This window comes from Nocardiopsis sp. iso_238 (genome assembly GCF_056173325.1).
In genome coordinates, this window is the sequence record NZ_CM149668.1 from 6,167,518 (window position 1) to 6,192,792 (window position 25,275).

24 protein-coding genes are annotated in these 25,275 nt (G+C 71.3%); 14 read left to right on the forward strand and 10 right to left on the reverse strand.

Translation table 11 applies throughout. The features are described from left to right. Positions 1-167 precede the first annotated feature (167 nt). The 5 genes from AC0VYL_RS27670 to AC0VYL_RS27690 all read left to right on the forward strand — a co-directional run bounded on the left by AC0VYL_RS27670 (position 168) and on the right by AC0VYL_RS27690 (position 4,516). Positions 168-572: a hypothetical protein gene (locus AC0VYL_RS27670; RefSeq protein WP_475481925.1), complete on the forward strand. Its 405-nt coding sequence runs from the start codon at positions 168-170 to the stop codon at positions 570-572. Continuing rightward, positions 562-2,262, forward strand: coding sequence for a sensor histidine kinase (locus tag AC0VYL_RS27675; RefSeq protein ID WP_475481926.1), 1,701 nt, complete (start codon positions 562-564; stop codon positions 2,260-2,262). The genes AC0VYL_RS27670 and AC0VYL_RS27675 overlap by 11 nt, the downstream gene beginning before the upstream one ends. Further along, positions 2,259-2,918: a response regulator transcription factor gene (locus AC0VYL_RS27680; protein WP_378735522.1), complete on the forward strand. Its 660-nt coding sequence runs from the start codon at positions 2,259-2,261 to the stop codon at positions 2,916-2,918. The genes AC0VYL_RS27675 and AC0VYL_RS27680 overlap by 4 nt, the downstream gene beginning before the upstream one ends. A 156-nt stretch (positions 2,919-3,074) precedes the next feature. After that, positions 3,075-3,683, forward strand: coding sequence for a DUF4956 domain-containing protein (locus AC0VYL_RS27685; RefSeq protein WP_475457443.1), 609 nt, complete (start codon positions 3,075-3,077; stop codon positions 3,681-3,683). Then, positions 3,680-4,516 (forward strand): polyphosphate polymerase domain-containing protein, encoded by an 837-nt coding sequence (locus AC0VYL_RS27690; RefSeq protein WP_475481927.1) that lies wholly within the window; start codon positions 3,680-3,682, stop codon positions 4,514-4,516. Before AC0VYL_RS27685 ends, AC0VYL_RS27690 begins: the two co-directional genes overlap by 4 nt. A gap of 239 nt (positions 4,517-4,755) precedes the next feature. Here the strand turns inward: AC0VYL_RS27690 and AC0VYL_RS27695 are convergent, their stop codons facing one another. Together AC0VYL_RS27695 and AC0VYL_RS27700 are read right to left on the reverse strand one after the other, a co-directional pair. Beyond that, positions 4,756-6,705 carry a heavy metal translocating P-type ATPase gene (locus AC0VYL_RS27695; protein WP_475463287.1) on the reverse strand — a complete coding sequence of 650 codons (1,950 nt, stop codon included), beginning with the start codon at positions 6,703-6,705 and terminating at the stop codon, positions 4,756-4,758. 342 nt (positions 6,706-7,047) lie between these two features. Further along, the gene (locus AC0VYL_RS27700) at positions 7,048-7,764 is read right to left on the reverse strand and encodes a phosphatase PAP2 family protein (protein ID WP_475463289.1); all 717 of its coding nucleotides are present in this window, start codon (positions 7,762-7,764) and stop codon (positions 7,048-7,050) included. Between the two features lie 778 nt (positions 7,765-8,542). Between AC0VYL_RS27700 and AC0VYL_RS27705 the strand changes: the two genes are divergently transcribed. The 5 genes from AC0VYL_RS27705 (at position 8,543) to AC0VYL_RS27725 (ending at position 13,653) form a co-directional block, all read left to right on the forward strand. Then, entirely contained in the window at positions 8,543-9,220 is a 678-nt protein-coding gene (locus AC0VYL_RS27705) for a GntR family transcriptional regulator (RefSeq protein WP_378735519.1), read from the forward strand. Between the two features lie 508 nt (positions 9,221-9,728). Then, positions 9,729-10,829, forward strand: a complete 1,101-nt coding sequence (gene pdhA / locus AC0VYL_RS27710) for a pyruvate dehydrogenase (acetyl-transferring) E1 component subunit alpha (RefSeq protein ID WP_378735517.1) — start codon at positions 9,729-9,731, stop codon at positions 10,827-10,829. 15 nt (positions 10,830-10,844) lie between these two features. After that, positions 10,845-11,858, forward strand: a complete 1,014-nt coding sequence (locus AC0VYL_RS27715; RefSeq protein WP_378735515.1) for an alpha-ketoacid dehydrogenase subunit beta — start codon at positions 10,845-10,847, stop codon at positions 11,856-11,858. A 12-nt stretch (positions 11,859-11,870) separates the two neighbouring features. Further along, positions 11,871-13,148, forward strand: coding sequence for a dihydrolipoamide acetyltransferase family protein (locus tag AC0VYL_RS27720; RefSeq protein WP_475481928.1), 1,278 nt, complete (start codon positions 11,871-11,873; stop codon positions 13,146-13,148). Positions 13,149-13,266: 118 nt separating this feature from the next. Beyond that, on the forward strand, positions 13,267-13,653 hold the full coding sequence (locus AC0VYL_RS27725) for a DUF952 domain-containing protein (RefSeq protein WP_475457452.1): 387 nt from the start codon (positions 13,267-13,269) through the stop codon (positions 13,651-13,653). A gap of 90 nt (positions 13,654-13,743) precedes the next feature. Here the strand turns inward: AC0VYL_RS27725 and AC0VYL_RS27730 are convergent, their stop codons facing one another. Beyond that, positions 13,744-14,124 carry a PLD nuclease N-terminal domain-containing protein gene (locus AC0VYL_RS27730; protein ID WP_475457454.1) on the reverse strand — a complete coding sequence of 127 codons (381 nt, stop codon included), beginning with the start codon at positions 14,122-14,124 and terminating at the stop codon, positions 13,744-13,746. 353 nt (positions 14,125-14,477) lie between these two features. Between AC0VYL_RS27730 and AC0VYL_RS27735 the strand changes: the two genes are divergently transcribed. Next, positions 14,478-15,203: a GntR family transcriptional regulator gene (locus AC0VYL_RS27735; RefSeq protein ID WP_475457456.1), complete on the forward strand. Its 726-nt coding sequence runs from the start codon at positions 14,478-14,480 to the stop codon at positions 15,201-15,203. Positions 15,204-15,264: 61 nt separating this feature from the next. Here the strand turns inward: AC0VYL_RS27735 and AC0VYL_RS27740 are convergent, their stop codons facing one another. The 5 genes from AC0VYL_RS27740 to AC0VYL_RS27760 all read right to left on the reverse strand — a co-directional run bounded on the left by AC0VYL_RS27740 (position 15,265) and on the right by AC0VYL_RS27760 (position 19,501). After that, complete coding sequence (locus AC0VYL_RS27740) at positions 15,265-16,326, reverse strand: aspartate-semialdehyde dehydrogenase (protein ID WP_475457458.1); 1,062 nt, start codon at positions 16,324-16,326, stop codon at positions 15,265-15,267. After that, on the reverse strand, positions 16,323-17,594 hold the full coding sequence (locus AC0VYL_RS27745) for an aspartate kinase (protein WP_475457460.1): 1,272 nt from the start codon (positions 17,592-17,594) through the stop codon (positions 16,323-16,325). Before AC0VYL_RS27745 ends, AC0VYL_RS27740 begins: the two co-directional genes overlap by 4 nt. A gap of 180 nt (positions 17,595-17,774) precedes the next feature. Continuing rightward, positions 17,775-18,374: a recombination mediator RecR gene (gene recR, locus AC0VYL_RS27750; RefSeq protein ID WP_475457463.1), complete on the reverse strand. Its 600-nt coding sequence runs from the start codon at positions 18,372-18,374 to the stop codon at positions 17,775-17,777. A gap of 243 nt (positions 18,375-18,617) precedes the next feature. Beyond that, on the reverse strand, positions 18,618-18,965 hold the full coding sequence (locus AC0VYL_RS27755) for a YbaB/EbfC family nucleoid-associated protein (protein WP_378736166.1): 348 nt from the start codon (positions 18,963-18,965) through the stop codon (positions 18,618-18,620). A 59-nt stretch (positions 18,966-19,024) separates the two neighbouring features. Further along, positions 19,025-19,501: a MerR family transcriptional regulator gene (locus tag AC0VYL_RS27760; protein ID WP_475481929.1), complete on the reverse strand. Its 477-nt coding sequence runs from the start codon at positions 19,499-19,501 to the stop codon at positions 19,025-19,027. Positions 19,502-19,580: 79 nt separating this feature from the next. Here AC0VYL_RS27760 and AC0VYL_RS27765 point away from each other — a divergent pair, with 79 nt between their 5' ends. Further along, a complete protein-coding gene (locus tag AC0VYL_RS27765; protein ID WP_475481930.1) occupies positions 19,581-20,717 on the forward strand; it encodes an alkene reductase in 1,137 nt (378 codons plus the stop codon). A 135-nt stretch (positions 20,718-20,852) separates the two neighbouring features. Further along, positions 20,853-22,016 (forward strand): methyltransferase domain-containing protein, encoded by a 1,164-nt coding sequence (locus AC0VYL_RS27770; RefSeq protein ID WP_475463291.1) that lies wholly within the window; start codon positions 20,853-20,855, stop codon positions 22,014-22,016. Positions 22,017-22,062: 46 nt separating this feature from the next. Here AC0VYL_RS27770 and AC0VYL_RS27775 read toward each other — a convergent pair whose 3' ends face one another. Next, positions 22,063-22,260, reverse strand: a complete 198-nt coding sequence (locus tag AC0VYL_RS27775; RefSeq protein ID WP_475481932.1) for a DUF6243 family protein — start codon at positions 22,258-22,260, stop codon at positions 22,063-22,065. Between the two features lie 121 nt (positions 22,261-22,381). Between AC0VYL_RS27775 and AC0VYL_RS27780 the strand changes: the two genes are divergently transcribed. Next, positions 22,382-22,993: a TetR/AcrR family transcriptional regulator gene (locus AC0VYL_RS27780; protein ID WP_475457471.1), complete on the forward strand. Its 612-nt coding sequence runs from the start codon at positions 22,382-22,384 to the stop codon at positions 22,991-22,993. 22 nt (positions 22,994-23,015) lie between these two features. Here AC0VYL_RS27780 and AC0VYL_RS27785 read toward each other — a convergent pair whose 3' ends face one another. Further along, the gene (locus AC0VYL_RS27785; protein WP_475481933.1) at positions 23,016-25,190 is read right to left on the reverse strand and encodes a DNA polymerase III subunit gamma and tau; all 2,175 of its coding nucleotides are present in this window, start codon (positions 25,188-25,190) and stop codon (positions 23,016-23,018) included. Positions 25,191-25,275: the final 85 nt, after the last annotated feature.

Genomic DNA, 25,275 nt, shown 5'->3' on the forward strand with positions numbered 1-25,275 from the left:
GAGGGTCCTCGAACGAGGGCCCTCCGCCTCCGTGTGCGGGGAGTCCCGTCGGCACCCGCGGCGCCGGTCTGGGTGCGAGCGGTCGAGTCCCCACGCACCTGCGAGAATGAAGACTTCCTCATGTCCGCTTCATCAGGACGCCGTCTCTCTCGGGGAAGCTCGACCTCATGAGATCACCTCTGGTGCCGCTGGCGGTCGGGGCGCTGACATTCGTCGCCGTCTCGGTCGCCGCCCTGCTGTGGGCGCTGTTCCTGCGCGACCCCGACCCCGGGGTCGCCTCCGAGGTGGTGCTCGGCGAATCCCCCGAGGCCGCCGCCTCCGCCGACCCCGACGACGGTGTGGTCAGCCCTCCTCCCCCGGTCACCGACCGGGACGGAGAGGGCTCCGAGGATCCCTCGCCCGAGCCCGAGCCCTCACCCAGCCCCTCGCCCGAGCCGCCGACCGGCTTCCCCTTCGACTGCCTCGACGGGGGCTCCGGGCACGAGACCTGGGGCGAGGAGCAGTGGGAGCTCTGGTGGGAGTCCTGCATGAGCGGGCGGTACGAGAACGGGGACGACGACGATGACGACTGACCGTCAGCGGGGGGCGGACGGCTCGGACGGACCGGCCGATCCCGACGCCACCACCGTCAACGTCCCGCCGGGCCGGTCCAGACCCGTGGACCCCGCGTACGACGCACCGCCCCCGGGAGGGTCCCCCTCCTCGGGCGGCACCTCCGTGTTCCCGACCCTCGTGCTGCGCGGCCCCCAGCCCGAACTCCCCCAGCGCCGCCGGGTGCCCGCCCGTCTGCTCATCATGGCGTGGGTGGTCCTGCTCATGGCCGGCGTCCTCGTGCTGGTCAACGTGGTCACGTGGAGCGCGCTGACCGCACGGACCGACGAGCGGGTGGACCGCGCCCTGGACCAGGAGATCGCGGAGTTCCAGGAGTTCGCGGCGGTGGGGGTCGACCCCGGCACCGGAACCGCCTTCACCGACGTCTCCTCCCTCATCCGGGTCCACCTGGAGCGCCAGTTCCCCGAGGACTCCGAGATCCTCTTCGGCTGGGTCGACGAGCCGGAGTCGGACGCGACGGGCGCCGAGGGGTCGGCCTCCCGTGGAAACCGGGGATCGGCCGAGACCGTCACCGGCCGCATCCGGCAGGGGCAGGAGCCCCCGTACGACCTGTCCGCCGACCCCGAGATGGTCGAGGCGGTCCTGGACACCCCCGACGCCCGGGGCGTCCTGGAGACCCCCGCCGGTCCGGTCGAGTGGGAGAAGATCCGCGCGCTGCCCCCGGAGGGCGACGGCGGCCCGGCGGGCTGGTTCGTGATCGGCTACTTCACCGCCCACGACGACGACACCTCCGCCGGGACCATGGGCACCCTCGCCCTGGTCAGCGTGGTCGGACTGCTCGCCGCCGCCACCGCCGCCTGGTGGGTGGCGGGCCGTATCCTCGCCCCCGTCCGGCTGGTCCGGCAGACCGCCGCCCAGATCTCCGAGGAGGACCTCACCCAGCGGATCGAGGTGTCCGGACGGGACGACATCGCGGCGCTGGCCGAGCAGTTCAACAGCATGCTGGACCGGTTGGAGGGCGCCTTCACCGAGCAGCGCAGGTTCGTCGACGACGCCGGGCACGAGCTGCGCACCCCCATCACGATCGTGCGCGGCCACCTGGAGCTCATGGGCGACGACCCCGAGGAGCGCCGCGAGGTGGTCCGGCTGGTCACCGACGAGCTGGACCGGATGGGCCGGATCGTGGAGGACCTGCTGCTGCTCGCCAAGGCTCAGCAGCCCGACTTCGTCCGCGCCGAACCCGTCTCCCTGGCCGAGCTCAGCAGCGACATCGACGCCAAGGTGCGCCAGCTTGGGGACCGCGACTGGCGGCTGGAGTCGCTGGCGGAGGAGACCGTGCGCCTGGACCCCCAGCGCGTCACCCAGGCGATGGTGCAGCTGGCCGCCAACGCCGTACGGCACACCGCCCCCGGGTCCACCCTGCGCACCGGTTCGCGCGTCAGCGGCTCCGAGGTGCGCCTGTGGGTGGCCGACCACGGCCCCGGCATCCCCGCCGTGGAGCACGGCCGCATCTTCGAGCGCTTCTCCCGGGGCGGCCGCACCGAGCGCGGCGACCGGGGCGCCGGGCTGGGCCTGGCCATCGTCCGCGCCATCGCGGAGGCGCACCACGGCCGGGTGGACCTGGTCTCGGCGCCCGGCGCGGGCTCCACCTTCACCCTCGTCATCCCCCTGACCCCCGTTGACGGCCGCGTCGGAAGGGAACACCTGTGAGCCGTGTACTCATCGTCGAGGACGAGGAGCGGATCGCCTCCTTCGTCCAGAAGGGACTGACCGCCAGTGGGTTCACCACCACGGTGGTGGGCACCGGGGCGGAGGCGGTCGACTACGCCGTCACCGGCGGCTTCGACCTCATGCTGCTGGACCTCGGACTCCCGGACACCGACGGGTTCGACGTGCTCCGCAGGGTGCGCGCCCTGGGGGTGGACGTCCCCGTGGTGATCCTGACCGCCCGGGACGGGGTGCGGGACACCGTGACGGGCCTGGAGATCGGCGCGGACGACTACGTCACCAAGCCGTTCCGGTTCGAGGAGCTGCTGGCCAGGGTCCGGCTGCGGATGCGCACGGAGCGCGCCCCGGACCTGACGGTGCTGCACGCGGGCGGGCTCCGCCTGGACCTGCGGACCCGCCGGGTGGCGGTGGGCGAGGACTCGGTGGACCTCACCGCCCGGGAGTTCGCACTGTTGGAACTGCTCATGCGGCACCAGGGGCAGGTGATGACCCGTCAGCAGATGCTGTCGCACGTGTGGGGCTACGACTACGACCCCGGGTCCAACGTGGTGGACGTGTTCGTGCGGGCGCTGCGCCGCAAGGTGGGCCCGGAGCGCATCCTCACGGTGCGGGGCATGGGGTACCGGCTGACCGGCTGAGGTGACCGCCCCGTGGGCCGACCTGCCGAGCTCCTCGGCCGGTCGGCCCTCGTGCGTCCGGGGTCGGGACGCCTGTGCGGGAGCCTCGGCCGAACATGAGGGTTCCCTCATGCGGCGCTCATGATCGCCTCACCGGGGCTGCCCACTATGGTCGACATGTTCTGGTTCGCACTTGCGGTCGACCTGACCGCGATCACGTTGTTGTCCTACGTCCTCTACTTCCGCAGGCACGGCCGGCGGGACCTGGTGCTCGCCTACGTGGCGCTCAACGTCGGTATCTTCGCGGTCGTGTCGATGCTGGCCCAGCAGGAGGTCGGCCTGGCGGTCGGCTTCGGACTGTTCGGCGTGCTGTCGATCCTGCGGCTGCGCTCCGACCTCATCAGCCAGGGGGAGATCGGCTACTACTTCATCGCGATCGCCCTCGGCCTGGTGAACGCGGTGGCCGCTCCGGCGCCGTGGCTGCTGCTCGGCCTGAACGCGCTCCTGCTGTCCTCCCTGTACGTGGCCGGGCACCCGAAGCTGCTGGCCCGCACCCAGCGCCGGGTCATGACCCTGGACGTGGTGCACGAGGACCCGTTGGCGCTCCGGCAGGACCTGGAGCGGCGGCTGCGCGGCCGGGTGCGGCACGTGGACGTCACCGAGGTGGACTACGTACGCGACCTCATGGTGGTGGACGTGCGTTTCCAGGAACCGAAGCCGACCGAGGTCCCGGGGCGTCCCGCCGGACGCCGCCAGCCGCTGGCCTCCATGCGGGGTGGACGTTGAGACTCCCCTCCCCCACCCCCACCCTCTCCCCCGCCGCGGCGCCGCCCGGGCTGGACCGGCTGCACCCGGTCTCCCTGGCCGAGATCAACGAGCGCGCCGCCCTCGTCACCCGCACCTGCCGCAAGTACCTGCTCCCCGCCGACCTGGTGCCCGCCCTGTTCGACGGCGCCGAGAGCGCCTTCGGGGTGCTGGAGATCGACGGCCGGACGTCGTTCCTGTACTCGTCCACCTACCTGGACACCCCGGAGCTGCGGACCTTCCACGACCACCGGCAGGGGCGGCGGCTGCGCTACAAGGTGCGCACCCGCTCCTACGTGGACACCGGAACGACGATGTTCGAGGTGAAGCTGAAGGGGGCGCGCGGGATCACCGACAAGGTGCGCGTCGAACTGCCCCCGGGCTCCCCCGTGGACCGCCTGACCTGGCGGACCCGCGACTTCCTCGACCGGTCGCTGACCCGTTGTCGCCTCTCTCCGCCGGACGTCCTGCTGCCCTCGGCGGTGACCGACTACCGGCGGACCACCGTCGTGGCCCTGTCCGGCGAGGAGCGGGTGACGATCGACCACGACCTGGTGGGCTACCGGGGCGACTGGGAGGTGCGGATGCGCCCGAACGTGGTGCTGCTGGAGGTCAAGACCCGGGGCGGGCTGACCGCGACGGAGCGGCGACTGCACGCGCTCGGGGTGCGGGAGGCCCGGTTCAGCAAGTACGCCGCCGCGCTGGCCGCCCTCGAACCTGACCTGCGCGGGAACCGCTGGCACCGGGCGATGGGCCACTGCATGGACCACCCCGCCCCCGTGCGGCGCCCGGAGAGGGCGTTGGCGGGCGACTGACCGACCGGTGCCGGGTGTTTCACGTGAAACATCCGGCACCCGCTTCGTGACCGCCCCGACCGGTCGCGCGGAGCGGCCGCCGCCCCGTAACCGGTCGGGGCGGCGGCCTTGTTCCCGCGGGCCCTCTCCCGCTACAAGAGGGAGTCCGCGGCACCACAATGGTGACACCCGGTCCCCCGCAGGTCCAGACCGGCAGGGGTTCCACTCTTTCCGGAGGGGCGGTTCCGGACCGCGCCCGGTCAGTCGGCGGGACGCAGGTCCAGACGCCGGAGCAGTTGGGCGTTGAGCGCCACGATGATCGTGGACAGGCTCATCAGCACGGCGCCCACCGCCGGGGCGAGCACGATGCCGACCGGGGCCAGCACCCCGGCGGCCAGCGGAACCGCCGCGACGTTGTACCCGGCGGCCCAGACCAGGTTCTGGACCATCTTCCGGTAGCCCGCCCGGGACAGCCTCCGGACCGACACCACACCGCGCGGGTCGTCGGAGGCCAGCACCACCCCGGCGGACTCGATGGCCACGTCGGTCCCGGCGCCGATCGCGACACCCACGTCCGCCCGGGCCAGGGCGGGAGCGTCGTTCACCCCGTCACCGACCATGGCGACCCGGTGGCCCCGTTCCTGGAGGTCGCGGACCACCGCGTCCTTCTGGTCCGGCAGCACCTGCGCGAACACCTCGTCCAGGCCGAGTTCGGTGGCGACGGCGTCGGCGACGTTGCGGGCGTCACCGGTCACCATCGCCACGCGCACCCCCTGCTCCTGGAGCTGGCGGACGGCCGACGCGGACTCGGGGCGGACCTCGTCGGCCAGGGAGATCGCCCCGACCACGGACCCGTCCACCACGAGGTGCAGGACGGTGGCGCCCCGGTCGCGCCAGAACCCGGTGCGTTCGACCAGTTCAGTGGGTTCCGTGACGCCCAGGGAGTCCAGGAGCGCGGGCCCGCCCACATGGGCCTCGGCACCGTCCACGACCGCCCGGACGCCGTGTCCGGTCAGCGAGCGGAAGTCCGTGGCCTCGGGCACCGGCCCCCGCTCCCGGGCGGCCCGGACGATCGCCCTGGCCAGCGGGTGCTCGGAGTCGGCCTCGACCGCCCCGGCCAGGGCCAGGACCCGTTCGTCGGTCCACCCGTCGACGGCCGCGGAGTCACCGACCGCCGGGGCTCCCCTGGTCAGGGTTCCGGTCTTGTCGAAGAGCACCGTGTCCACGAGCCGGGTCCGCTCCAGCGACAGCCGATCCTTGACCAGGATGCCGTTGCGCGCCGACAGGGTCGTGGAGATCGCGATGACCAGCGGGATGGCCAGCCCCAGCGCGTGGGGGCAGGCGATGACCAGCACCGTGACGGTCCGTTCGACGGCCTGGCTGCCCTCTCCGAGGACCAGACCCCACACGGCCGCGGTGACCACGGCCGCGGCGAGGGCGAACCAGAACAGCAGCGCGGCCGCGCGGTCGGCCAGTGCCTGTGAGCGCGACTTCGACTCTTGGGCCTCGCTGACCAGGCGTTGGATGCCCGCGAGGGTGGTGTCGTCCCCGACCGCGTCCACGCGGACCCGCAGGGCGGAGTCGGTGGCGACCGTCCCGGCGACCACCCGGTCGTCCTCGGCACGGGTGACGGTGCGGGACTCCCCGGTGATCATGGACTCGTCGACGGCGGCGGACCCCTGGACGACGGTGCCGTCGGCGGGGACCCGGCCGCCGGAGCGGACCAGGACGGTGTCGCCCGTGCGCAGTTCGGCGGCGGGGACCTCCTCGATCCCGCCGTCGGGACCGACCCGTTCGGCGCGGTCCGGCAGCAGGGCGGCCAGGGCCTCCAACGCCCCGGAGGCCTGCCCCAGGGCGCGCATCTCCAGCCAGTGGCCGAGGAGCATCACCACGACCAGCAGGACCAGCTCCCACCAGAAGTCGAGCTCCATGCCGACCACCCCGAAGGTGGAGAGCAGGCTCGCGACGAAGGCGACGGAGATCGCCATCGCGACCAGGGTCATCATCCCGGGCCTGCGTTCGCGCAGCTCACCGGGGACGCCGGCGAGGAACGGCCAGCCGCCGTAGAGGAAGACCACGGTGCCCAGGAGCGGGGGCACCCAGGTGAGGGCCTGGGGGACGTCGTAGCCGAGCCACCCGGAGATCATGTGGCTGGTGAACACCACGGGCACGCTCAGGAGCAGGCTCCACCAGAACCGGGTGCGGAACATCGCCGCGTGGTCCCCGTGACCGCCGTGACCGCCATGGCCTCCGTGACCGTTGTGGCCGCCCTGGTCCCCGTGGTCGGCGTTCCCCTCGTGCGCGCGGCCGTCGTCGTCACCGTGTTGATGCGTCGTCATGTCGACCCCTCTCTGCTCCGACCCTGCACGCCCGGGGCCTCCCGACCACGGACGTCCGCGTTGTTCGCGCGTCTCCCATGACACATATACCCCTACGGGGTATTCCGAACCGGGTCCGAACGCGAAGAACACCCGCCGAGCGTCTCGACGGGTGTTCTTCCGGGGGCTGGTCCCAGGAGGCGGTCTCGGTCCAGGAGGCGGTCTGGTCTCGCCCTAGGAGGCGGTCTCGGTCTCCCTGCCGTACCAGGGCCACCACTGCACGGTGTGGCCGTGCGGGATCATCCGGTCCAGGCGGATCGTGAGCCTGAGCGCGAACCCGCCCGCGATCATCCCGGCCAGCAGGTCCGTGAACCAGTGGAAGTGCAGGTAGATCGAGACGGTCGACTGGAGGAGCGCGATGCCCACGATGCAGTAGGCCAACCGCCGGATGATGTGGGGCCGCGCGGCGCCGAACCGGATGATGAGGAACAGCACCAGACCGTAGATGAGGATCGCGTTGGCCCCGTGCCCGGAGGGGAAGGCGACGTTGCCCGCCCCCGCGAAGAAGTCCGGGTCGTAGTACTTGGCGTGGCCCCGGTTGAACAGCAGCTTCATCACGGAGACCAGGGACATCATCCCGAAGACGCCGCCCGCCCCCAGGATGATCGGCCGCCAGCTGCGGTGCCAGTAGGCCAGCTGGAGCGTGGTGACGCCCAGGACCGGCAGCGCCACGTAACGGGAGGCCACGTTGTCCGGCCAGAAGATCATCGGCTCGCGCAGCGTGTCCCAGTAGGGCCGGGGGAGTTCGTTGAGGAGGTTGTCGACCGGATGCAGCGGTCCCGCGGCCAGCATCGTCATGACGATGAGGGCCACGAAGAGCATGATCGCGATGCGGTCGGAGGCCAGCCCCCACGCGATCTCGCTCACACTCGGCCACCTGACCGCGCGCACGACGGGCGGCCCCGGCGCGAGCTCCTTGCTCGGCACCACGGGGATCGGGCCGCTGTAGGGTCCGGGTTCCGGCTTGCGCCGCTCCGGTTCGTGTGGCGTTGTCAACTGTCTGGACCACGCGTGCCGGGTCCGCGAAGATTGCGTCATGTGCTCAGTGCTGTCTCACACGTCGTGGGCTTGCCTGTGGCACTGCTTGAGGCGTGGGGGACGGGCTAGCCGCGGTTGTTGGGACTGATCCTGACGTGCCCGGGGGCCGACACGGAGTGTGGTGACGTACCGGGGGCATACCCCTTACACCCCGTTCGACGGTCGAACCTTCGGACTGGTTCACGGTGGTCGTGACCGGCCGCCGGCAGGCTCGACGTCCAGGGAACGGAACTGGTCGACAGTGGCGTCTGTGTGGGCGCTCGTTACCGCGATTGCTTCGGTCAGCGCAGGTCAGGGCGCTCTCGTCGGGCCATCACCGTGACGTGGGTAACTCTCCGTACGGCTTTGGGTGGATATTGCCAACACGCGAGCCTACCCGGACAGTCGCCCTCATTGGTGGGTTCCCGGGTCAAGTGTGACCCTTCCACCTCGGACTTTGCCGGAAGCCCACGTCGACGACCGGCGCGCTTCACCCGCACGCGACCGGTTCGTGAGGGTTCCGTTAGCGCTTCGAGGCCGACCGTCCGGCGGACACGTGCGCGTGTGGCACCCTTCAAGGAGCTTGTCAGACGCTGGAGTGTGTCGGCACGTGTGCTGGTCGCGCACGGGTCGGAAGACGGAAGGGCCCTGGATGGTCGACCTCCCACAGTTGCCGGAGGACCCCTCGAAGCTGGCCCGTGAGCCGCTGAGGGAACAGATCCGGCAGGTACTGGTCGAGGGTCTGCTGTCCGGACGCTGGCAGCCCGGAGAGCGCATCGTGGAACGCCGGATCGCCACGGAGCTGAAGGTCAGCCAGGCACCGGTCCGTGAGGCGCTCCGCGAGCTGGAGACGCTGCGGCTCATCGAGACCGTGCCGAACAAGGGGGCCCGGGTCAGGGCCTTCGGAGTCCAGGACATGGCGGAGATCTACCCCGTCCGCGCCGGTCTAGAGCTGGTCGCCGCACAGTTGGCCGCGCCGCGCCTCGCGGAGGACCCCTCCGTCCTGGAACGCGAGGTGGAGGCGCTCCAGCGCGCCACCGCCGAGGGGAACGTCACGGAGCAGATCCGGCACAGCGTGGAGTTCCACCGCGAGGTCGTGCGGGCGGCGGACAACAGCGTGCTGCTGCACACCTGGGAGTCCCTGGGCGTCGAGGTGTGGACGGCGCTGTCGGTGCGCTGGCTCAACATGGAGCTGCACGCCAAGGCCGCCGACCACGCGCAGATCACGCGGGCCTTCCGCGAGGGCGACCCCGCCGTCGGACAGATGCTCAGCGACCACGTCATGAACTACGTCGAGGCGGCGCTGCGGACCCACGAGGGCAGTCGCTAGCCGCGTTCCGCCACCGGGTGCGGGGTTTCCCCGCCCCGCCCCCTTCCTTCCCACCTGGGCGGCTCCTGCGACCACCTGGTGGTTTGCACCAAACTTCGGGTTTCTGGCTTAAAGTTGTATTGATCGATCATCGATCAGACCGTAGAGTGTGCGCGACGCACGTCACATCACACACGCGCGTGCCCCCTGGTGGCACGGGGTTGTTCATCCGGCCGGTGAACGAACTCGGCCGACCTCCCGGCGGATGCTTACCGCACCCCAGACCGGGAAGCAATGCCGTCAAGGGTCGCGGCGCGACAACTGCACACGCGACCCGATTCGCTTCGCGTCCGCACCCGGGCCCCGCCAGGCCCGACCGGACGCGCCCCGCAACAGCCACAGTGTCGCCGCCGATGAGCCCGGCGGCGGCACGCGCCGGGACCACGCCTGACAGCGGGGTCCGGGCGGGCCGCGTCTCCGACCCACAGGACGGAGTCGCGCGGCCTCCGCGCACGTAGAAAGGCACACCATGGCTGACACGGCCAAGCCGAAGGGCGGCACCGCCCGGGCCTCCGCGTCCCGACGCCGGACCCGGAAGGACTCCGGCATCGGCAACGAGAAGCCGGAGACCCTCCTCGACTACTACCGCCAGATGCTCTTCATCCGACGCTTCGAGGAGCGCACCGGACAGGCCTACACCCAGGCCCGCGTCGGCGGTTACTGCCACCTCAACCTCGGCGAGGAAGCCACCGTCGTCGGTCTGATGACCGCCCTCCAGGAGCGCGACTACCTGTTCACGAACTACCGTGACCACGGGTACGCGATCGGCAAGGGCATGGACCCCAAGCGGGTCATGGCCGAGCTCTACGGACGCGTCGACGGCGTGTCCAAGGGCTGGGGCGGCTCCATGCACATGTACGACACCGAGACCCGCATGCTCGGCGGCTACGGCATCGTCGGCGGTCAGCTCCCCCTGGCCACCGGTGCGGCGCTCGCCGTCACCTACCGCGGCGGCGACGAGGTCGTCATGTGCCAGATGGGCGACGGCACCACCAACATCGGCGCCTGGCACGAGTCCCTCAACATCGCCAAGCTGTGGAACCTGCCGGTCGTCTTCGTGGTGATCAACAACTTCACCGGCATGGGCACCACCGTGGAGATGTCCTCCGCCGAGCCCGAGCTGTACAAGCGCGGCGCCGCCTTCCGCATCGAGGGTGAGCGCGTCGACGGCCGTGACGTCCTGGCCGTCCGCGACACCGCCACCCGACTGGTCGAGCGCGCCCGCGAGGAGCAGACCCCGTTCCTGCTGGAGGCCTGGAGCTACCGGCAGAAGGGCCACTCCGTCGTGGACCCGGCCAAGTACCGCACCGACGAGCAGCGCGAGTCGGCCCGCGCCGAGGAGAACGACCCGATCGTGATCTTCGACGCCCAGCTGGCCAAGGCCGGGATCCTCACCGACGACCTGCGCGACGAGATCGCCGCCTCGGTCAAGGCCGAGGTCACGGAGGCCGCCGACTTCGCGGAGAACAGCCCGAAGCCGGACGTGTCCACGCTCTTCGACTACACCTACGCCACCCCGGTGCCGAACGAGTCGCGGCGTATGCCCGCCGACCCGGTGTTCGCGGAATAGGAAGGAACCACTCACATGTCCGTGATCACCTATCGCCAGGCCCTGCGCGACACCCTGCGCGCCGAGATGGTGCGTGACGAGAACGTCCTCGTGATCGGCGAGGAGATCGGCGTCTTCGAGGGCTCCTACAAGATCACCGAGGGGCTCCTCAAGGAGTTCGGCCCCCGCCGGGTCAAGGACACCCCCATCGCGGAGGAGGGCTTCGTCGGCGCCGCCGTCGGCGCCGCCATGCTGGGCCTGCGCCCGGTCGTGGAGCTCATGACGATCAACTTCTCGCTGATCGCCATCGACCAGATCATCAACCACGCCGCCAAGATCTACGGGATGTTCGGCGGCCAGACCAGCGTCCCCCTGGTCATCCGCACCCCCGGTGGCGGCGGTCAGCAGCTCGGCGCCACGCACTCGCAGAACATCGAGCTGTTCTACTCCTTCATCCCCGGCCTCAAGGTGATGGCTCCCAGCACCCCGGCCGAGGCCTCCTCGATGCTGCGCGCCGCGATCCGCGACGACGACCCGGTGCTGTTCCTGGAGAACCTGGGCCTGTACAACTCCAAGGGTGAGGTGCCCGAGGACTACGCGGAGCCGGAGAACGACAACGTCGCCACCATCGGCCGTGCCGCCGTGACCCGCGAGGGCAGCGACATCACGCTGATCGGCTACTCCCGGATGGCCATGGTCGCCACCCAGGTGGCCGAGAAGCTGGCCGAGGAGGACATCAGCGTCGAGGTCGTGAACCTGCGCAGCCTGCGTCCCCTCGACCGGCAGACCTTCGTGGACTCGGTCAAGAAGACCGGTGCCGCGGTGATCTGCGAGGACGACTGGCTCACCTACGGCATCGGCGCGGAGATCGCCGCGTCGATCCAGGAGGGGGCCTTCGACTACCTGGACGCCCCGGTGCGCCGGGTGGCCATGGCCGAGGTTCCCATGCCGTACGCCAAGCCGCTGGAGACCGCCGCCCTGCCGTCGGTCGAGTCGATCAGCACCGCGATCAAGGAAACCCTGAGCGCCGTCGGCAAACGGGTCGGGTAGAGGGAGTAGTCAATGAGCGAGATCCACATGCCCCGCCTCTCCGACACCATGGAGGAGGGCGTCATCTCCACCTGGGTCAAGAAGGTGGGGGACAAGGTCGCCTCCGGTGACGTGCTGGTCGAGATCGAGACCGACAAGGCCGTCATGGAGTTCGAGGCCTACGAGGACGGTTTCCTCGTCAAGCAGAACTTCTCCGAGGGCGACACCGTGCCCATCGGTGAGGTCATCGGTTTCATCGCGGACTCCCCGGACGCGGTGCCCGAGGAGGCGGCCGCGCCCGCCGCCCCGGCCACCGAGGCCCCCAAGGAGGAGCCGAAGGAGGAGGAGCAGGCCGCCGCCGCGCCCGCCCCCGCCGCCGACGAGCCCGCCGGTGAGCGTCCCCGGACCTCCCCCCTGGCCCGCAGGCTGGCCAAGGAGTACGGCCTGGACATCACGAAGATCCAGGGTTCCGGTCCCAAGGGCCGGATCGTGCGCGCCGACATCGAGGCCGCCAAGGACGGTGCCGCCGCCCAGGAGGCCCCGGCCGCCCCCGCGCCGAGCGCCCCCGCGCCGAGCGCCCCCGCGCCCGCCGCCCAGGCCGCCCCGACCCAGGACGACGTCCGGGGCTCCGAGGAGGTCAGGACGAGCAACGTGCGCAAGGTGATCGCGCGCCGTCTGACCGAGAGCAAGCAGACGGTCCCGCACTTCTACCTGCGCCGCTCGATCGACGCCGAGGCCCTCAAGGCCTTCCGGGGACAGATCAACGAGCAGCTGTCCAGCACGGGCGTGAAGGTCAGCTTCAACGACCTGATCGTGAAGGCCTGCGCCACCGCGCTCAAGCTGCACCCGGAGGTCAACACCTCCTGGGTCAACGACACCCTGGTCCAGCACCACCGGACCAACGTCGGCGTGGCCGTCGCCGTGGACGCCGGGCTGGTCGTGCCGGTGCTGCACGACACCGACAAGGCGACCCTGTCCGAGATCTCCACGCGCACGCGTGAGCTCGCGGGCAAGGCCCGGGACAACAAGCTGAAGCCGCAGGAGATGAGCGGCGGTACCTTCAGCGTGTCCAACCTGGGCATGTTCGGTATCGACAGCTTCTCCGCCGTGATCAACCCGCCGGAGGCCGCCATCCTCGCGGTCGGCGCCATGCGCCCGGAGGCCGTGGTCGTGGACGGTGAGGTGGCGGTGCGCAACCGCATCGCCCTGGAGCTGTCCGTGGACCACCGCGCGGTCGACGGGGCCGTGGGCGCCGCCTTCCTCAAGGAGCTCGCGGAGATCCTGGAAGAGCCCATGCGGATCATCCTGTAGCACCCCCGTACGCGACGCCCCGGCCCGAGTCCCCGGCCGGGGCGTCCGTCGTTCCCGCGACGTGTCCGGGAACCCCTGGTCCACGCGCGTCCGGGGATGACGCGGTAGCGTCCGCTGCATGGCTCATGTACTGCACCTGACCGAACTCTCACGCTGGCGCGCCGACGGTGACGTCGAGGCCGACTCCCTGGGCGCCGAGGGGTTCCTGCACGCGTCGCCCGACGAGGCCACCATGCTGGCGGTGGCCGACGCCTTCTACTCCGCCCCGGAGGAGGCGCTGGTCGTGCTGGTGGTGGACACGGAGAAGGTGGGCGCCGAGGTGCGGTGGGAGGCGGCCGCGCCCGTCCCGCCGCCCGGTGTCGGCGCGGACGTGCTCTTCCCCCATGTGTACGGGCCGATCCCCCGCTCGGCGGTGACCGGGCTGCGCCGCCTGGTCCGGAGCCCGGAGGGGCGGTACGCGGCCCTGGAGACGGTGATGGAGCCCGGCCCCTGCTTCCAGGGCTGATCCCGTCGACAAGTCGACAGGGAAACTTGTCCACAGGCTGTGGACGACGCGAAGGGGCCCCGGGATCACCCGGGGCCCCTTCGCGTGCGGTCAGGCGTGGCCGAGGCCGGTCTGGTCGGGTGGGATGTTGCTGTGCTGCCCGATGCTGCCCGGGACGGTGTGCCGGGCCTTGCCCTTGTCGATGCCCAGGAAGCGGTTGAGGTGCCCCTTCTTGCCGACCACGAACCAGGCGACCGCGCCGAACAGCGGGATCCACAGGATGAAGAGGATCCACAGGAGCTTGCCCCCGCCGGTGGTGTCGCCGTTGGCCAGGGTCGAGATGACGGCGGTGATCACCAGCACGGCGACGGCGAGGAACACGAGGAGGAAGAGGACACCGGTGATGCCGCTCATCCAGGCGAAGGTGCGTTCGCCGCTGTCCATCTGCGACAGGCTCACTCGATCAGCGAGCTCCGACAGGTTCGTGATCATGACTCCCCCAAGCAAGAAGTGACTCCCTGGTCACATAGCGTAGTATTTGGTGGCGATCAGTCACGCGCATTCCGACGCTTTCGGGCGTTTCCTCGCATCTGCCAACGCACCTCCGAATCCGTGGTTCCGCAGGGCTTCCGGACGACTACTTTCCGGTAGCGCCCCCCGCCGGGCTTTCCCACTGCTTTACTGGAACCATGGGCGAGCTTCGGCGAACTGGCAGGTCCACTCCCTCCCTCCGGCCCGCGGTCGGCACCGGCGACGGTGACCGCACGGCCACCCGTGACCACCGATCCGCGCGTCCGGCCAGAGCCACCCCTCCGAGCAGGGGCGCGGCAGAGGACGGGTGAGCGGTGTCCAGGCAACCCCGGTATCTGTGGCTGGCCGAACAGCTCCGCGAACCGATCCTCAACGGCGAGATCACCCCGGGCACCCGTCTCCCGTCACGCACGCGCCTGGCCCGGTCCTACCGGGTCAGCGAACAGATCTCCCGCACCGCTCTGCGCCTCCTGGTCACCGAGGGGCTGGTCGAGGCCAGGCCCGGCTCCGGGTACTTCGTGCGGACCGTCCCGGAGACCTTCCGGCTCTCCCGGACCGACGCCACCTCCGGCTCCGGCCTGGGACAACTCAGCCGTGAACGGGTCAGCACCGAGCAGGAGCGGTGCACCGCCCCGCTGAGCACCCGGCTCCGCCTGCGCGACGGCGACCCGGTGTACCGCACCACCTCGCGGGGGCTCTCCTCCGACCGTCCGGTCACCCTGCACCGGTCCTGGGAACCGGCGATCCTCACCGCCGGGACCCTGCGCACACCCTTCGACGCCACCGAGACCGGCACCCTGGAACGGTTGGGCGCCGCCGGGTTCCCCGTGGACCGGGTCGTGGAGGAGGTGGGGGTCCGCGCGCTGCGCGACTCCGAGGCCGCCCTCCTGGACTCCGCCCCCGGGGTGCCGGTCCTGGTCGTCGAACGCACCCACTACTGCGGCGACCGCCCGGTCGAGACCTCCGACCTCATCGGCTCGGTCGAGCAGTGTCGACTCCTCTACAAGTTGTCACTGGCCCGGCCCCGGGGCCGCCGGTAGGCACGCCGAAGGGCGGTGGCCCGTTCCGCGAGGGAACGGGCCACCGCCCTTCGGTGACGGCTCAGGCCTGGGTGAACTCCTTGGCGACGACCTCGGCGATCTGCGCCGTGTTCAGCGCCGCGCCCTTGCGCAGGTTGTCCCCGCACAGGAAGAGGTCGAGCGACTTCGGGTCGTCGATCGACTGCCGGATGCGGCCGACCCAGGTCGGGTCGGTGCCCACGACGTCGTTCGGGGTCGGGAACTCGCCCTTGGCGGGGTCGTCCACGACCTTGACGCCCTCGGCACCGGCCAGCAGCTTGCGGGCGTCGTCGGCGGCGACCTCACTGTCGAAGGTCGCGTGGACCACCAGCGAGTGCGTGGTGATGACCGGGACGCGCACGCAGGTCGCGGAGACCTTCAGGTCCGGCAGCCCCAGGATCTTGCGGGACTCGTTGCGGACCTTCAGCTCCTCGGAGGACCAGCCGTCGTCCTTGAGCGAACCCGCCCACGGCACGACGTTGTAGGCCAGCGGCGCCGGGAAGGGGCCGAGCTCGTCGACGGCCGAGCGCATGTCGCCCGAGCTGTCACCGAGGGTGCGGTCCCCGCCGGCCTTGGCCATCTGGTCGCGCAGGACGTCGATGCCCTCCTGGCCGGCGCCGGAGGCGGCCTGGTAGGAGGAGACCACGAGCTCCTTGACGCCGTAGGTCCGGTGCAGCGCACCGATCGCCACGATCATCGAGAGGGTGGTGCAGTTCGGGTTCGAGATGATGCCGCGCGGACGGTTGCGCACCTGGTCCGCGTTGACCTCGGGAACCACCAGCGGGACGTCGGAGTCCAGGCGGAAGGCGCCGGAGTTGTCGACGGCCACCGCGCCGCGGGCCGCGGCGATCGGCGCCCACTCCTTGGACACCTCGTCCGGCACGTCGAACATGGCGACGTCCACGCCGTCGAAGACCTCGGGGGCCAGCGCCTGCACGACGACGTCCTCGCCGCGCACGCTCAGGACCTTGCCCGCGCTGCGCGCCGAGGCGACCAGCCGGATCTCGCCCCACACGTTCTCACGCTGGGTGAGGATGTCGAGCATGACGGTGCCGACGGCGCCGGTGGCACCGACGATGGCCAGGGTGGGAAGACGGTTGCTCATCGGCCGGTACCTCCGTAGACGACAGCCTCGACCTGGTCGGCGTCGAGCTGGAACTCGCTGTGCGCGGCCTGGACCGCCGCGTCGACCTGGTCCTCCTCGACGATGACCGAGATGCGGATCTCCGAGGTGGAGATCATCTCGACGTTGGTGCCGGAGGAGGCGATCGCGTCGAAGAACCGCGCGGTGACGCCCGGGTACGAGCGCATGCCCGCACCGATCAGGGAGACCTTGCCGATCTTGTCGTCGTAGCGCAGGGAGTCGTAGCCGACCTGCTCCTGGACCTTCTTCAGGGCGCCGACCGCCTCCTTGCCGAAGTCCTTGGGGACGGTGAACGAGATGTCCGTGCGGGAGGTGGAGACCGCCGACACGTTCTGCACGATCATGTCGATGTTGATCTCGGCGTCCGCGAGCGACTTGAAGATCGTCGCGGCCTCACCGACCTTGTCGGGGACGCCGACGACGGTGATCTTGGCTTCGCTCCGGTCGTGGGAGACCCCGGAGATGATCGGCTGTTCCATGCCTTCGCTTTCCTCGACTTCCGAAACGATCCACGTTCCGGGCTTCTGGCTGAACGACGAACGGACGTGCAGGGGAATGTTGTACTGGCGCGCGTACTCGACGCAGCGCAGGTGCAGGATCTTCGTGCCGCTGGCGGCCATCTCCAGCATCTCCTCGTAGGAGATCTGCGGGATGCGCTGCGCGGAGGGAACGACGCGCGGGTCGGCGGTGAACACGCCGTCCACGTCGCTGTAGATCTCGCAGGCGTCGGCGTTCAGCGCGCCGGCGAGAGCGACGGCGGTGGTGTCGGAACCGCCACGGCCCAGGGAGGTGATGTCCTTGGTGTCCTGGGAGACGCCCTGGAAACCGGCCACGATGCAGATCGAACCCTCACCGATGGCCTCCTGGATACGGCCCGGGGTCACGTCGATGATCTTGGCGTTGCCGTGCAACGACGTGGTGATGACCCCGGCCTGGGAGCCGGTGAAGGATCGGGCCTCGTAGCCCAGGTTCTCGATGGCCATCGCCACGAGGGCCATCGACATGCGCTCACCCGCGGTGACGAGCATGTCGAGCTCGCGGGCGGGGGGCATCGGGGAGACCTGTTCGGCCAGGTCCAGCAGTTCGTCGGTCGTGTCGCCCATGGCCGAGACCACGACCACGACGTCATGTCCCGCCTTTTTCTGAGCCACGATCCTTTGGGCTACTCGCTTGATGGCTTCCGCGTCAGCCACGGAAGACCCACCGTACTTCTGCACGATTAGGGCCACGATCGATGCTCCTGAGGAGTTGGGATCAAGACAATTAACAATGAAGTGTAGCCAGCGACGACCAAGGCACCCCTTCCGACCTGCGGAGGGGAGGGCGTGGCGTCTTGACACACCGGCGTTCGGGCTACCCGCCAGAGCGGAGGTTACTCATATTTCGGGCCGATTACGGCGAAGTGTGAGCTAGAACTCCAGGCTGCGGCGGCCCTCGAAGGCGCGCCCCAGAGTGACCTCGTCGGCGTACTCGAGGTCGCCGCCGACGGGGAGCCCGCTGGCGAGCCGGGTGACTTTCAGGCCCATGGGTTTGACCAGCCGCGCCAGGTAGGTCGCGGTGGCCTCCCCTTCCAGGTTCGGGTCGGTCGCCAGGATCAGCTCGGTGATCTGACCGTCGGCCAGGCGGGTCATGAGCTCCTTGACCCGGAGGTCGTCGGGGCCCACGCCCTCGATGGGGCTGATGGCGCCCCCGAGCACGTGGTAGCGCCCGCGGAACTCGCGGGTGCGTTCGATGGCGACGACGTCCTTGGACTCCTCGACGACGCAGATGACAGCGGCGTCGCGGCGGGCGTCACGGCAGATACGGCACTCGGTCTCCTCTGCGACGTTGCCGCAGATCGAGCAGAAGCGAACCCGCTCCTTGACCTCGACGAGTGCGTTGACCAGGCGTTTGACATCCGCGTGTTCCGCGGACAGCAGGTGGAAGGCGATGCGTTGCGCGCTCTTCGGACCGACGCCGGGCAGTCGCCCCAGCTCGTCGATCAGACTCTGAACCGCGCCCTCGTACATGCCTACCCACTCGGTCGGAACCGGGCAGGGGCCCGGCGGGGCCACTCCTGCCCCTCCCCCCACCGTATCGGGGGGCGGTGACCTCTCGCGCCCGTCTCCCGACCGCGTCGTGGAAAAGCCGCCGGGGTCCGTCGCCGCTCCCGTGCCGACTGGCGGTACCGGAGCGGCGACGCGGCGACCGTGAGGGGTTCCGGGGATCCCGCGCGGGATCCCCGGAGGGCACCGGGAAGGTGCCCCGGGCGGCTAGAAGCCGGGGAGGCCGGGCATGCCGCCGGGCATCCCGCCGCCGCCCAGGCCCTCGGCCAGCGGGCCCATCTTCTCCTGCTGGAGGCGCTCGACCTGGGCCTCCGCGTCACGGATGGCCGCCAGGACCAGGTCCGCCACGGTCTGCGCGGTCTCCTCCGCGTCGGTGGGGTCCACGGCCTTGGGGTCGACGGTGATGTCCTCGACCTGACCGCGCCCGCTCAGCTTGACCTTGACCAGGCCGCCGCCGGAGGTGCCCACGACCTCGGCCTCCTCCAGGGCCTGCTGGGCCTGTGCCAGCTGCTGCTGCATCTGCTGGGCCTGCTGGAGCAGGGCCTGCATGTCCATTCCGCCAGGGTTCACGGCCGTCTCCTCGCCACACACGTGGTGCTGTTCATAGCTTCGTGTCACTTGCCTGTGAGGGTAACCGGTCCGACCGGGGCGTCCCGGCCACGTCCGCCGGCGCCCCGGTCGCGCGCACCGGCGTCCCGGTCACGCGCGGCGGCCCGGGGGCCGTTCGCCCGGACGTCGGGCGGGGAGACGCGGGCGTTCTCGATCACCTGGTCCAGGGCCTCGCGGGTGCGTTCCAGCCCCCGGATCGCCCCGGTGACCCGGTCGCGTTCGAGCCTGAGCCAGTCGAGCAGGTCCGGGGCGGGTTCGCCGCGTTCCCGCGCGTACACGCAGGGCAGCAGATCACGGATGACCTCGGTGGAGAGTCCGGCCCCGAGCAGGCACCGGACGCGGTCCACCCGCTCCACGGCCTCCTCGCCGTACTCGCGGTGCCCGCCCACGGTGCGTGTGGAGGCGAGCAGACCCCGCTCCTCGTAGTAGCGCAGCGAACGGGGGCTCACCCCGCTCCGCGCGGACAGCTCTCCGATGCGCACGGGCGCCTCCCGTCTTCCCCTGTGACCCTGGCCACGAACGCTTGAACCTCACACGGGTGTCAGATTCTACGCTCCTCACATGAACACCGCGAAGACCCACGGCAACCCGCTCCTCGACACCTACGAACTCGGGTCGCTGCACCTGCCCAACCGGGTGGTCATGGCCCCGATGACCCGCCTGCGCGCCGACCGGGACGGCGTGCCCGGCGAGCTCATGGCCACCTACTACGCCCAGCGCGCCAGCGCTGGCCTGATCGTCTCCGAGGGGATCTCGCCCAGCGTCGACGGGCAGCAGTTCCTCACCGAACCGGGCCTGTACTCGGAGGCGCAGGTCGAGGGTTGGCGGCGGGTCACCGGCGCCGTGCATGCCGCGGGCGGGCGGATCTTCGCCCAGATCATGCACGCCGGACGGGGCGGCCACCCGGCCAACCGCCCCGACGGCGGGACCCCCGGGGCCCCCTCGGTCGTCCCGCGAACGGACCCCGTCCACACGCTGGACGGGAAGGTGGCCCCGGTCGCCCCGCGCGCGCTGACCCTCCGGGAGATCACCGGGACCGTGGCCGCGTACGCGGAGGCCGCGCGCGCGGCGGTGCGGGCCGGGTTCGACGGGGTCGAGATCCACGGGGCCAACGGGTACCTGCCGCACCAGTTCCTCGCGGACAACACCAACCGGCGCACGGACGCGTACGGCGGCGGGACCGCCGGGCGGATCCGGTTCCCCGTGGAGGTCACCGAGGCGGTCGCGGACGCCGTCGGCGCAGACCGGGTGGGGCTGCGGCTCTCCCCCGGCAACAGCCAGTTCGAGATGGTCGAGCGCGATCCCGCCCCGGTCTACCGGGAGCTGCTGCGCCAGGTGGCCCCGCTCGACCTCGCCTACCTGCACGTCACGGCCGACCCCGTGCACCCCGCACTGGCCGAGGCGCGGCGGGACTGGCCCGGCACGCTGGTGGGCAACACCGGCGAGCACGAGGCCACCACCCCGGAGAGCGCCGCCGCGCTCGTGGCCGGAGGGCGCGCCGACCTCGTGTCGGTGGGCCGCCCCTACATCTCCAACCCCGACGTGGTGGAGCGGCTCGCGGCCGGGGTCCCGTGGTCGGTGATCAGGGAGAAGGACTTCCACTACACGTCCGGCGCCCGGGGCTACGTGGACTACCCCGCGTACGAACAGGCGGGGGCCCGTCGGGACAACGCGCGCTTGGTCGCACCGTTGACCTGATTTCACCAGGCAAGAGAGCGAAGAGTAGCGCAAGTGTGACCCTGGGTTGAAAGGATGTTCGACGGGGCTGGTCGGCCGCTCCGGCGGCCGTACCCCGACCGAGGACAGCCGGACCACCAGGGGACTGAGGACGTGTTGACCGCCAGAGAGCGCAACTCGGCTCTGATCGAGGCGATAATCGCGGACGGCACGCTGACCGACGCCGCACTCGTCGACGCCTTCCGCTCCGTGCCCCGCCACCTGTTCATCCCGGAGCACGGAGCGCTCGCCGCGAACGGCAGCGCGCTCAACGCCTCCGGCAACCCGGACCGCTGGTTGGCCGCCGTCTACGCGGACAACGCCATCGTCACCCGGGTCGAGGGTCCGGAGGTACCGGCGCAGCGCGGAGGCGGCCGGGATCCGGCCACCTCGTGCAGCTCCGCGCCCACGGTGCTCGCGCGCATGCTGGAGCTGTCCCGGCTCGCGAACGGGCAGCGGGTGCTGGAGGTCGGCACGGGGACGGGGTGGAACACGGCGCTGCTCGCCCACCGGCTCGGGGACGGCGCGGTCACCTCGGTGGAGATCGACGAACGGCTGCTCGGCGCCGCCCGGGGCGCGCTCCGCGACGCGGGCCTCGCCCCCGACACGCGCCTGGCCGACGGGTACGGCGGGTACGCGGAGGGGGCGCCCTTCGACCGGATCGTCAGCGCGTGCGGGGTGCGCCGCGTGCCCGGCGCCTGGCTGGACCAGCTCACCGACGACGGGCTGGTCGTGTGCCCCTGGGGGCTGCTGGAGAGCGCCGGGGTGCTCATGCGCCTCGAACGGGCCGCGACGGATGCGGGGACGGCCGGGGTCAGGGCGGTGGGCCGGTTCCACGGAGGCGTGGGGTTCGTACCCCTGCGCACCCCGGACGCGACGCCCCTCCCGGCCAGGGACGCCGGTCAGCAGCCGGACGAGTACCGGCTCACCCAGGTCGACCCCGTCGCCCCGATGCTGGCCTTCGCCTCGGCCTTCGCGGTCTCGGTGATGGTCCCCGACTGGCGGATGCGGCGGCGGTGGATCGGTACGGGGTCGGGCATGTGGCTGTGCGACGCGCGGGGGGACTCGTGGGTGCGGGTCTACCCCTACGGCACCTCGTGGATGATCGAGCAGGGCGGCCCCAGGAGCATCTGGGACGAGGTGGAGGAGGCCCTGACCACCTGGTCCGACCTGGGGGAACCCGGCCCGGACCGGTTCGGCCTGGCGGTGGGAGCCGACGGGGGGCAGCGGGTGTGGCTGGACACACCGGACGGGCGGTCCTGGGCGGCCGGTTCACCCTGAGCCGGGTCGGCCCCCACCGTTCTCGGGCGGGGGCCGACGCCGAGGGTCACGACCGGCCTTCGGTGTCCCCGGGCTCCGGGGTGGCGTGCTTCTCACGAAGCCTGCGCAGGAGTTCCTGCTTCTGCTCACGCGCGGAGTCGCTGGGCCCGCCCTTGGTTCCGCCCTGGCCGCCACGGAGCGTGGAACGGGAGACGGTGGTGCGCTGACCACCCATCCCGAGGAGGTTGTCACTGTTCTTGGCCATGCCGTTGACTCCTCTCGTCATCAGGCAGGCGAGACATATCGTCCCGTCTTAGCCGTCACACCTGATGCTACCCCTGCCGAGACGATACGTCTCGTCATTTTGGAGCGGTTACCGTGGAGACATGGCCGACAACACCGATGAACAGAGCCGACGGGCCCCGGACCCCCGCCGTCGGAGCCAACGCGCGCAGAACGCCATCGTCGACGCCGCCGAGGAACTGCTGGGTGAGGTCGGCTACTCCAGACTCACCATGGAGGCCATCGCCGCCCGCGCCCGGGTGGGCAAGCAGACCATCTACCGCTGGTGGCCGTCCAAGGCCGCCGTCGTCTTCGAGGTCTTCACCCGCCTGACCGGAGCCGAGGCCGGTCAACCGCTGCCCGACACCGGCGACCTCGCCGCCGACCTCAGGACGGTACTCCGCGCCACCGTCGACGAGTTCAACGACCCCGCGATGGACCGGACCACCCGGGCCTTCACCGCCGAGGTCCAGCACGACGAGGAGTTCGCCCGGGCCGTCACCGAACAGCTCGTCCGACCCAACAGCGAGGCGGTCAAGGACCGGCTGCGCTCCGGGCAGGCCGCCGGTCAGCTCGCGCGGGACGTCGACCTCGACCTCGTCGTGGAGTTGCTCAACGGCCCGGTCAACCACCGGTGGCTGCTGCGCACCGCGCCGATCACCCACGAGTACGTGGACCGGCTCGTGGACACCGTCCTGCGCGGACTGCGCCCCTGACCGGACCCGGAACCGTCCCGAGCTAACCCTCGCCGTTGTGCTCGATCTCCTCCAGCAGCTTGCCGCCGAGCTCCGTCTCGATGAGCGCGGCACCACTGCCCGGGGAAGCCGAAGCCGCGGTACCGCCCGTGCCCCCCTGGGGCTTCGGGGCGGGGCCGCCCGGGGCCGGACGGCTCGGCTCGGGCGCCCGCTCCGGAGCACGCTGGGCGGGGCGGCCGAAACCGCCGTCGTCCGGCGGCGGAGCCGAGGCGCCGTCCTCGTAGGGGTCGGGCGGCGGCTCCTGGAGGCCGGTGACGATCCGGTCCGGCGGTGGTCCGGCCGAACGCTCGGGGCGCGGGGCCTCCGGTGCGGGGGCCGGTTCGGCGGGCCGTGCCGGTTCGGGCCGGGAGGCCGGGGCGTCCCACCCCTCGGGCTCACCGGCGGCCTGCGGCGTGGGCGCCGGTGCCGGTGCGGGCTCGGCTCGGCGCTGGGGCGCGGCCTGTGCCCCGCCGGTGGCGGGGGCCACCCGGACCTCGATCCCGAGGACCTGCTGGATGGCGCCGGCCACCACCTGGTCACTGCCGCTGTTACTGAACCCCTTGGCCTCGTTGGGCTTGTTGAAGCGCAGCAGCACGCTGTTGCCCTCGACCCCGACCGGCTGGACGTCGCCGCCGGTCAGCACCATCCAGGTGAACCGGCGGCGGCCCTTGACCGCCTCCAGGATCTGGGGCCAGGCGCCCTGGACCCGGCCCAGGTCGAGTCCGCCGCCACCGGCGGGGGCCTGACGCTGCGGGGCCGGTGCGGGGGCGCTGCGCGGCGGGGCGTCCCACCCCTCGGGCTCACCGGTCGCGGCCTGGGGAGGCTTCGGGGCGGCCTTCGGCGCCGGGCTCGGCGCGGGTTCGGGAGAGCTGGGGCGCGCGGGAGCCTCGGGAGCGGGTACCGGCGCGGCCTGCGGCGCGGGGGCCGGAGCCGCCTGCGGGGCCGGAGCGGGGGCGACCGGCGCGGGTGCGGGTGTCACCGGCGCGGCCGTGGCCGGGGCCGGGGCCACCGCACCGGAGGCCAGTCGCCGCTCCATCTGCTCCACGCGGGCCAGCAGCGCCGTGCCCTGGTCGCCGTCGGTGGCGGGCAGCAGGATGCGCGAGCACATGAGCTCCAGCAGCAGCCGGGGCGCGGTCGCGCCGCGCATCTCGGTAAGCCCCTGGTTGAGGATCTCGGCGGCCCGGGACAGCGTGGCCGGACCCAACCTGGCGGCCTGGTCCTTCATCTGCTCCACGGACTCCGGCGAGACGTTCACCAGTCCCTTGTCCAGGGCGTCCGGGACGGCGGCCAGCACCACGAGGTCGCGGAAGCGCTCCAGCAGGTCCGTGGTGAAGCGGCGCGGGTCGTGCCCGCCCTCCACGACCCGGTCCACCAGGCCGAACGCGGCGGCCCCGTCGCGGGCGCCCAGGGCGTCGACCATCTCACCGAGCAGGCTGGAGTCGGTGTAGCCGAGCAGGGAGACGGCGCCCTCACGGGTGATACCGCCCTCGTCCGAACCGGCGATGAGCTGGTCCAGGACCGAGAGGGTGTCCCGGGCCGAACCGGCGCCCGCGCGCACGACCAGCGGCAGCGCGGACGGGTCGTAGGAGACCTCCTCCTGCTTGAGGAGGTCCTCCATGAGCTCCCGGAGGGTGCTCGGCGGGATGAGCCGGAAGGGGTAGTGGTGGGTCCGCGAACGGATCGTGCCGATGACCTTCTCGGGTTCGGTCGTGGCGAACACGAACTTCAGGTGCGGCGGGGGTTCCTCCACCAGCTTGAGGAGCGCGTTGAAACCCTCGCGGGTCACCATGTGCGCCTCGTCGATGATGTAGATCTTGTACCGCGAGTTGACCGGCGAGAAGAACGCGCGCTCCCGCAGGTCGCGGGCGTCGTCGACACCACCGTGGGAGGCGGCGTCGATCTCGATCACGTCGATGCTGCCGCCGCCGTCGGGGGCGAGCGCCACGCAGGAGTCGCAGGTGCCGCACGGGTCGGGGGTCGGGCCCTGCTCGCAGTTGAGGGAGCGGGCCAGGATGCGCGCGCTGGTGGTCTTGCCGCAGCCGCGCGGACCACTGAAGAGATAGGCGTGGTTGATGCGTCCGCTGCGCAACGCCTGGCGCAGCGGGTCGGTCACGTGTTCCTGACCGCGCACCTCACCGAACGTCGCGGGACGGTACTTGCGGTACAGCGCGATGCTCACGGTGTGATCACTCCCCTGTGTCCCTGCCTCGGTCCCATTCAACCCGCTGGCGGAGACAACTCGCACCTGGTCGGGGAAACCGGGA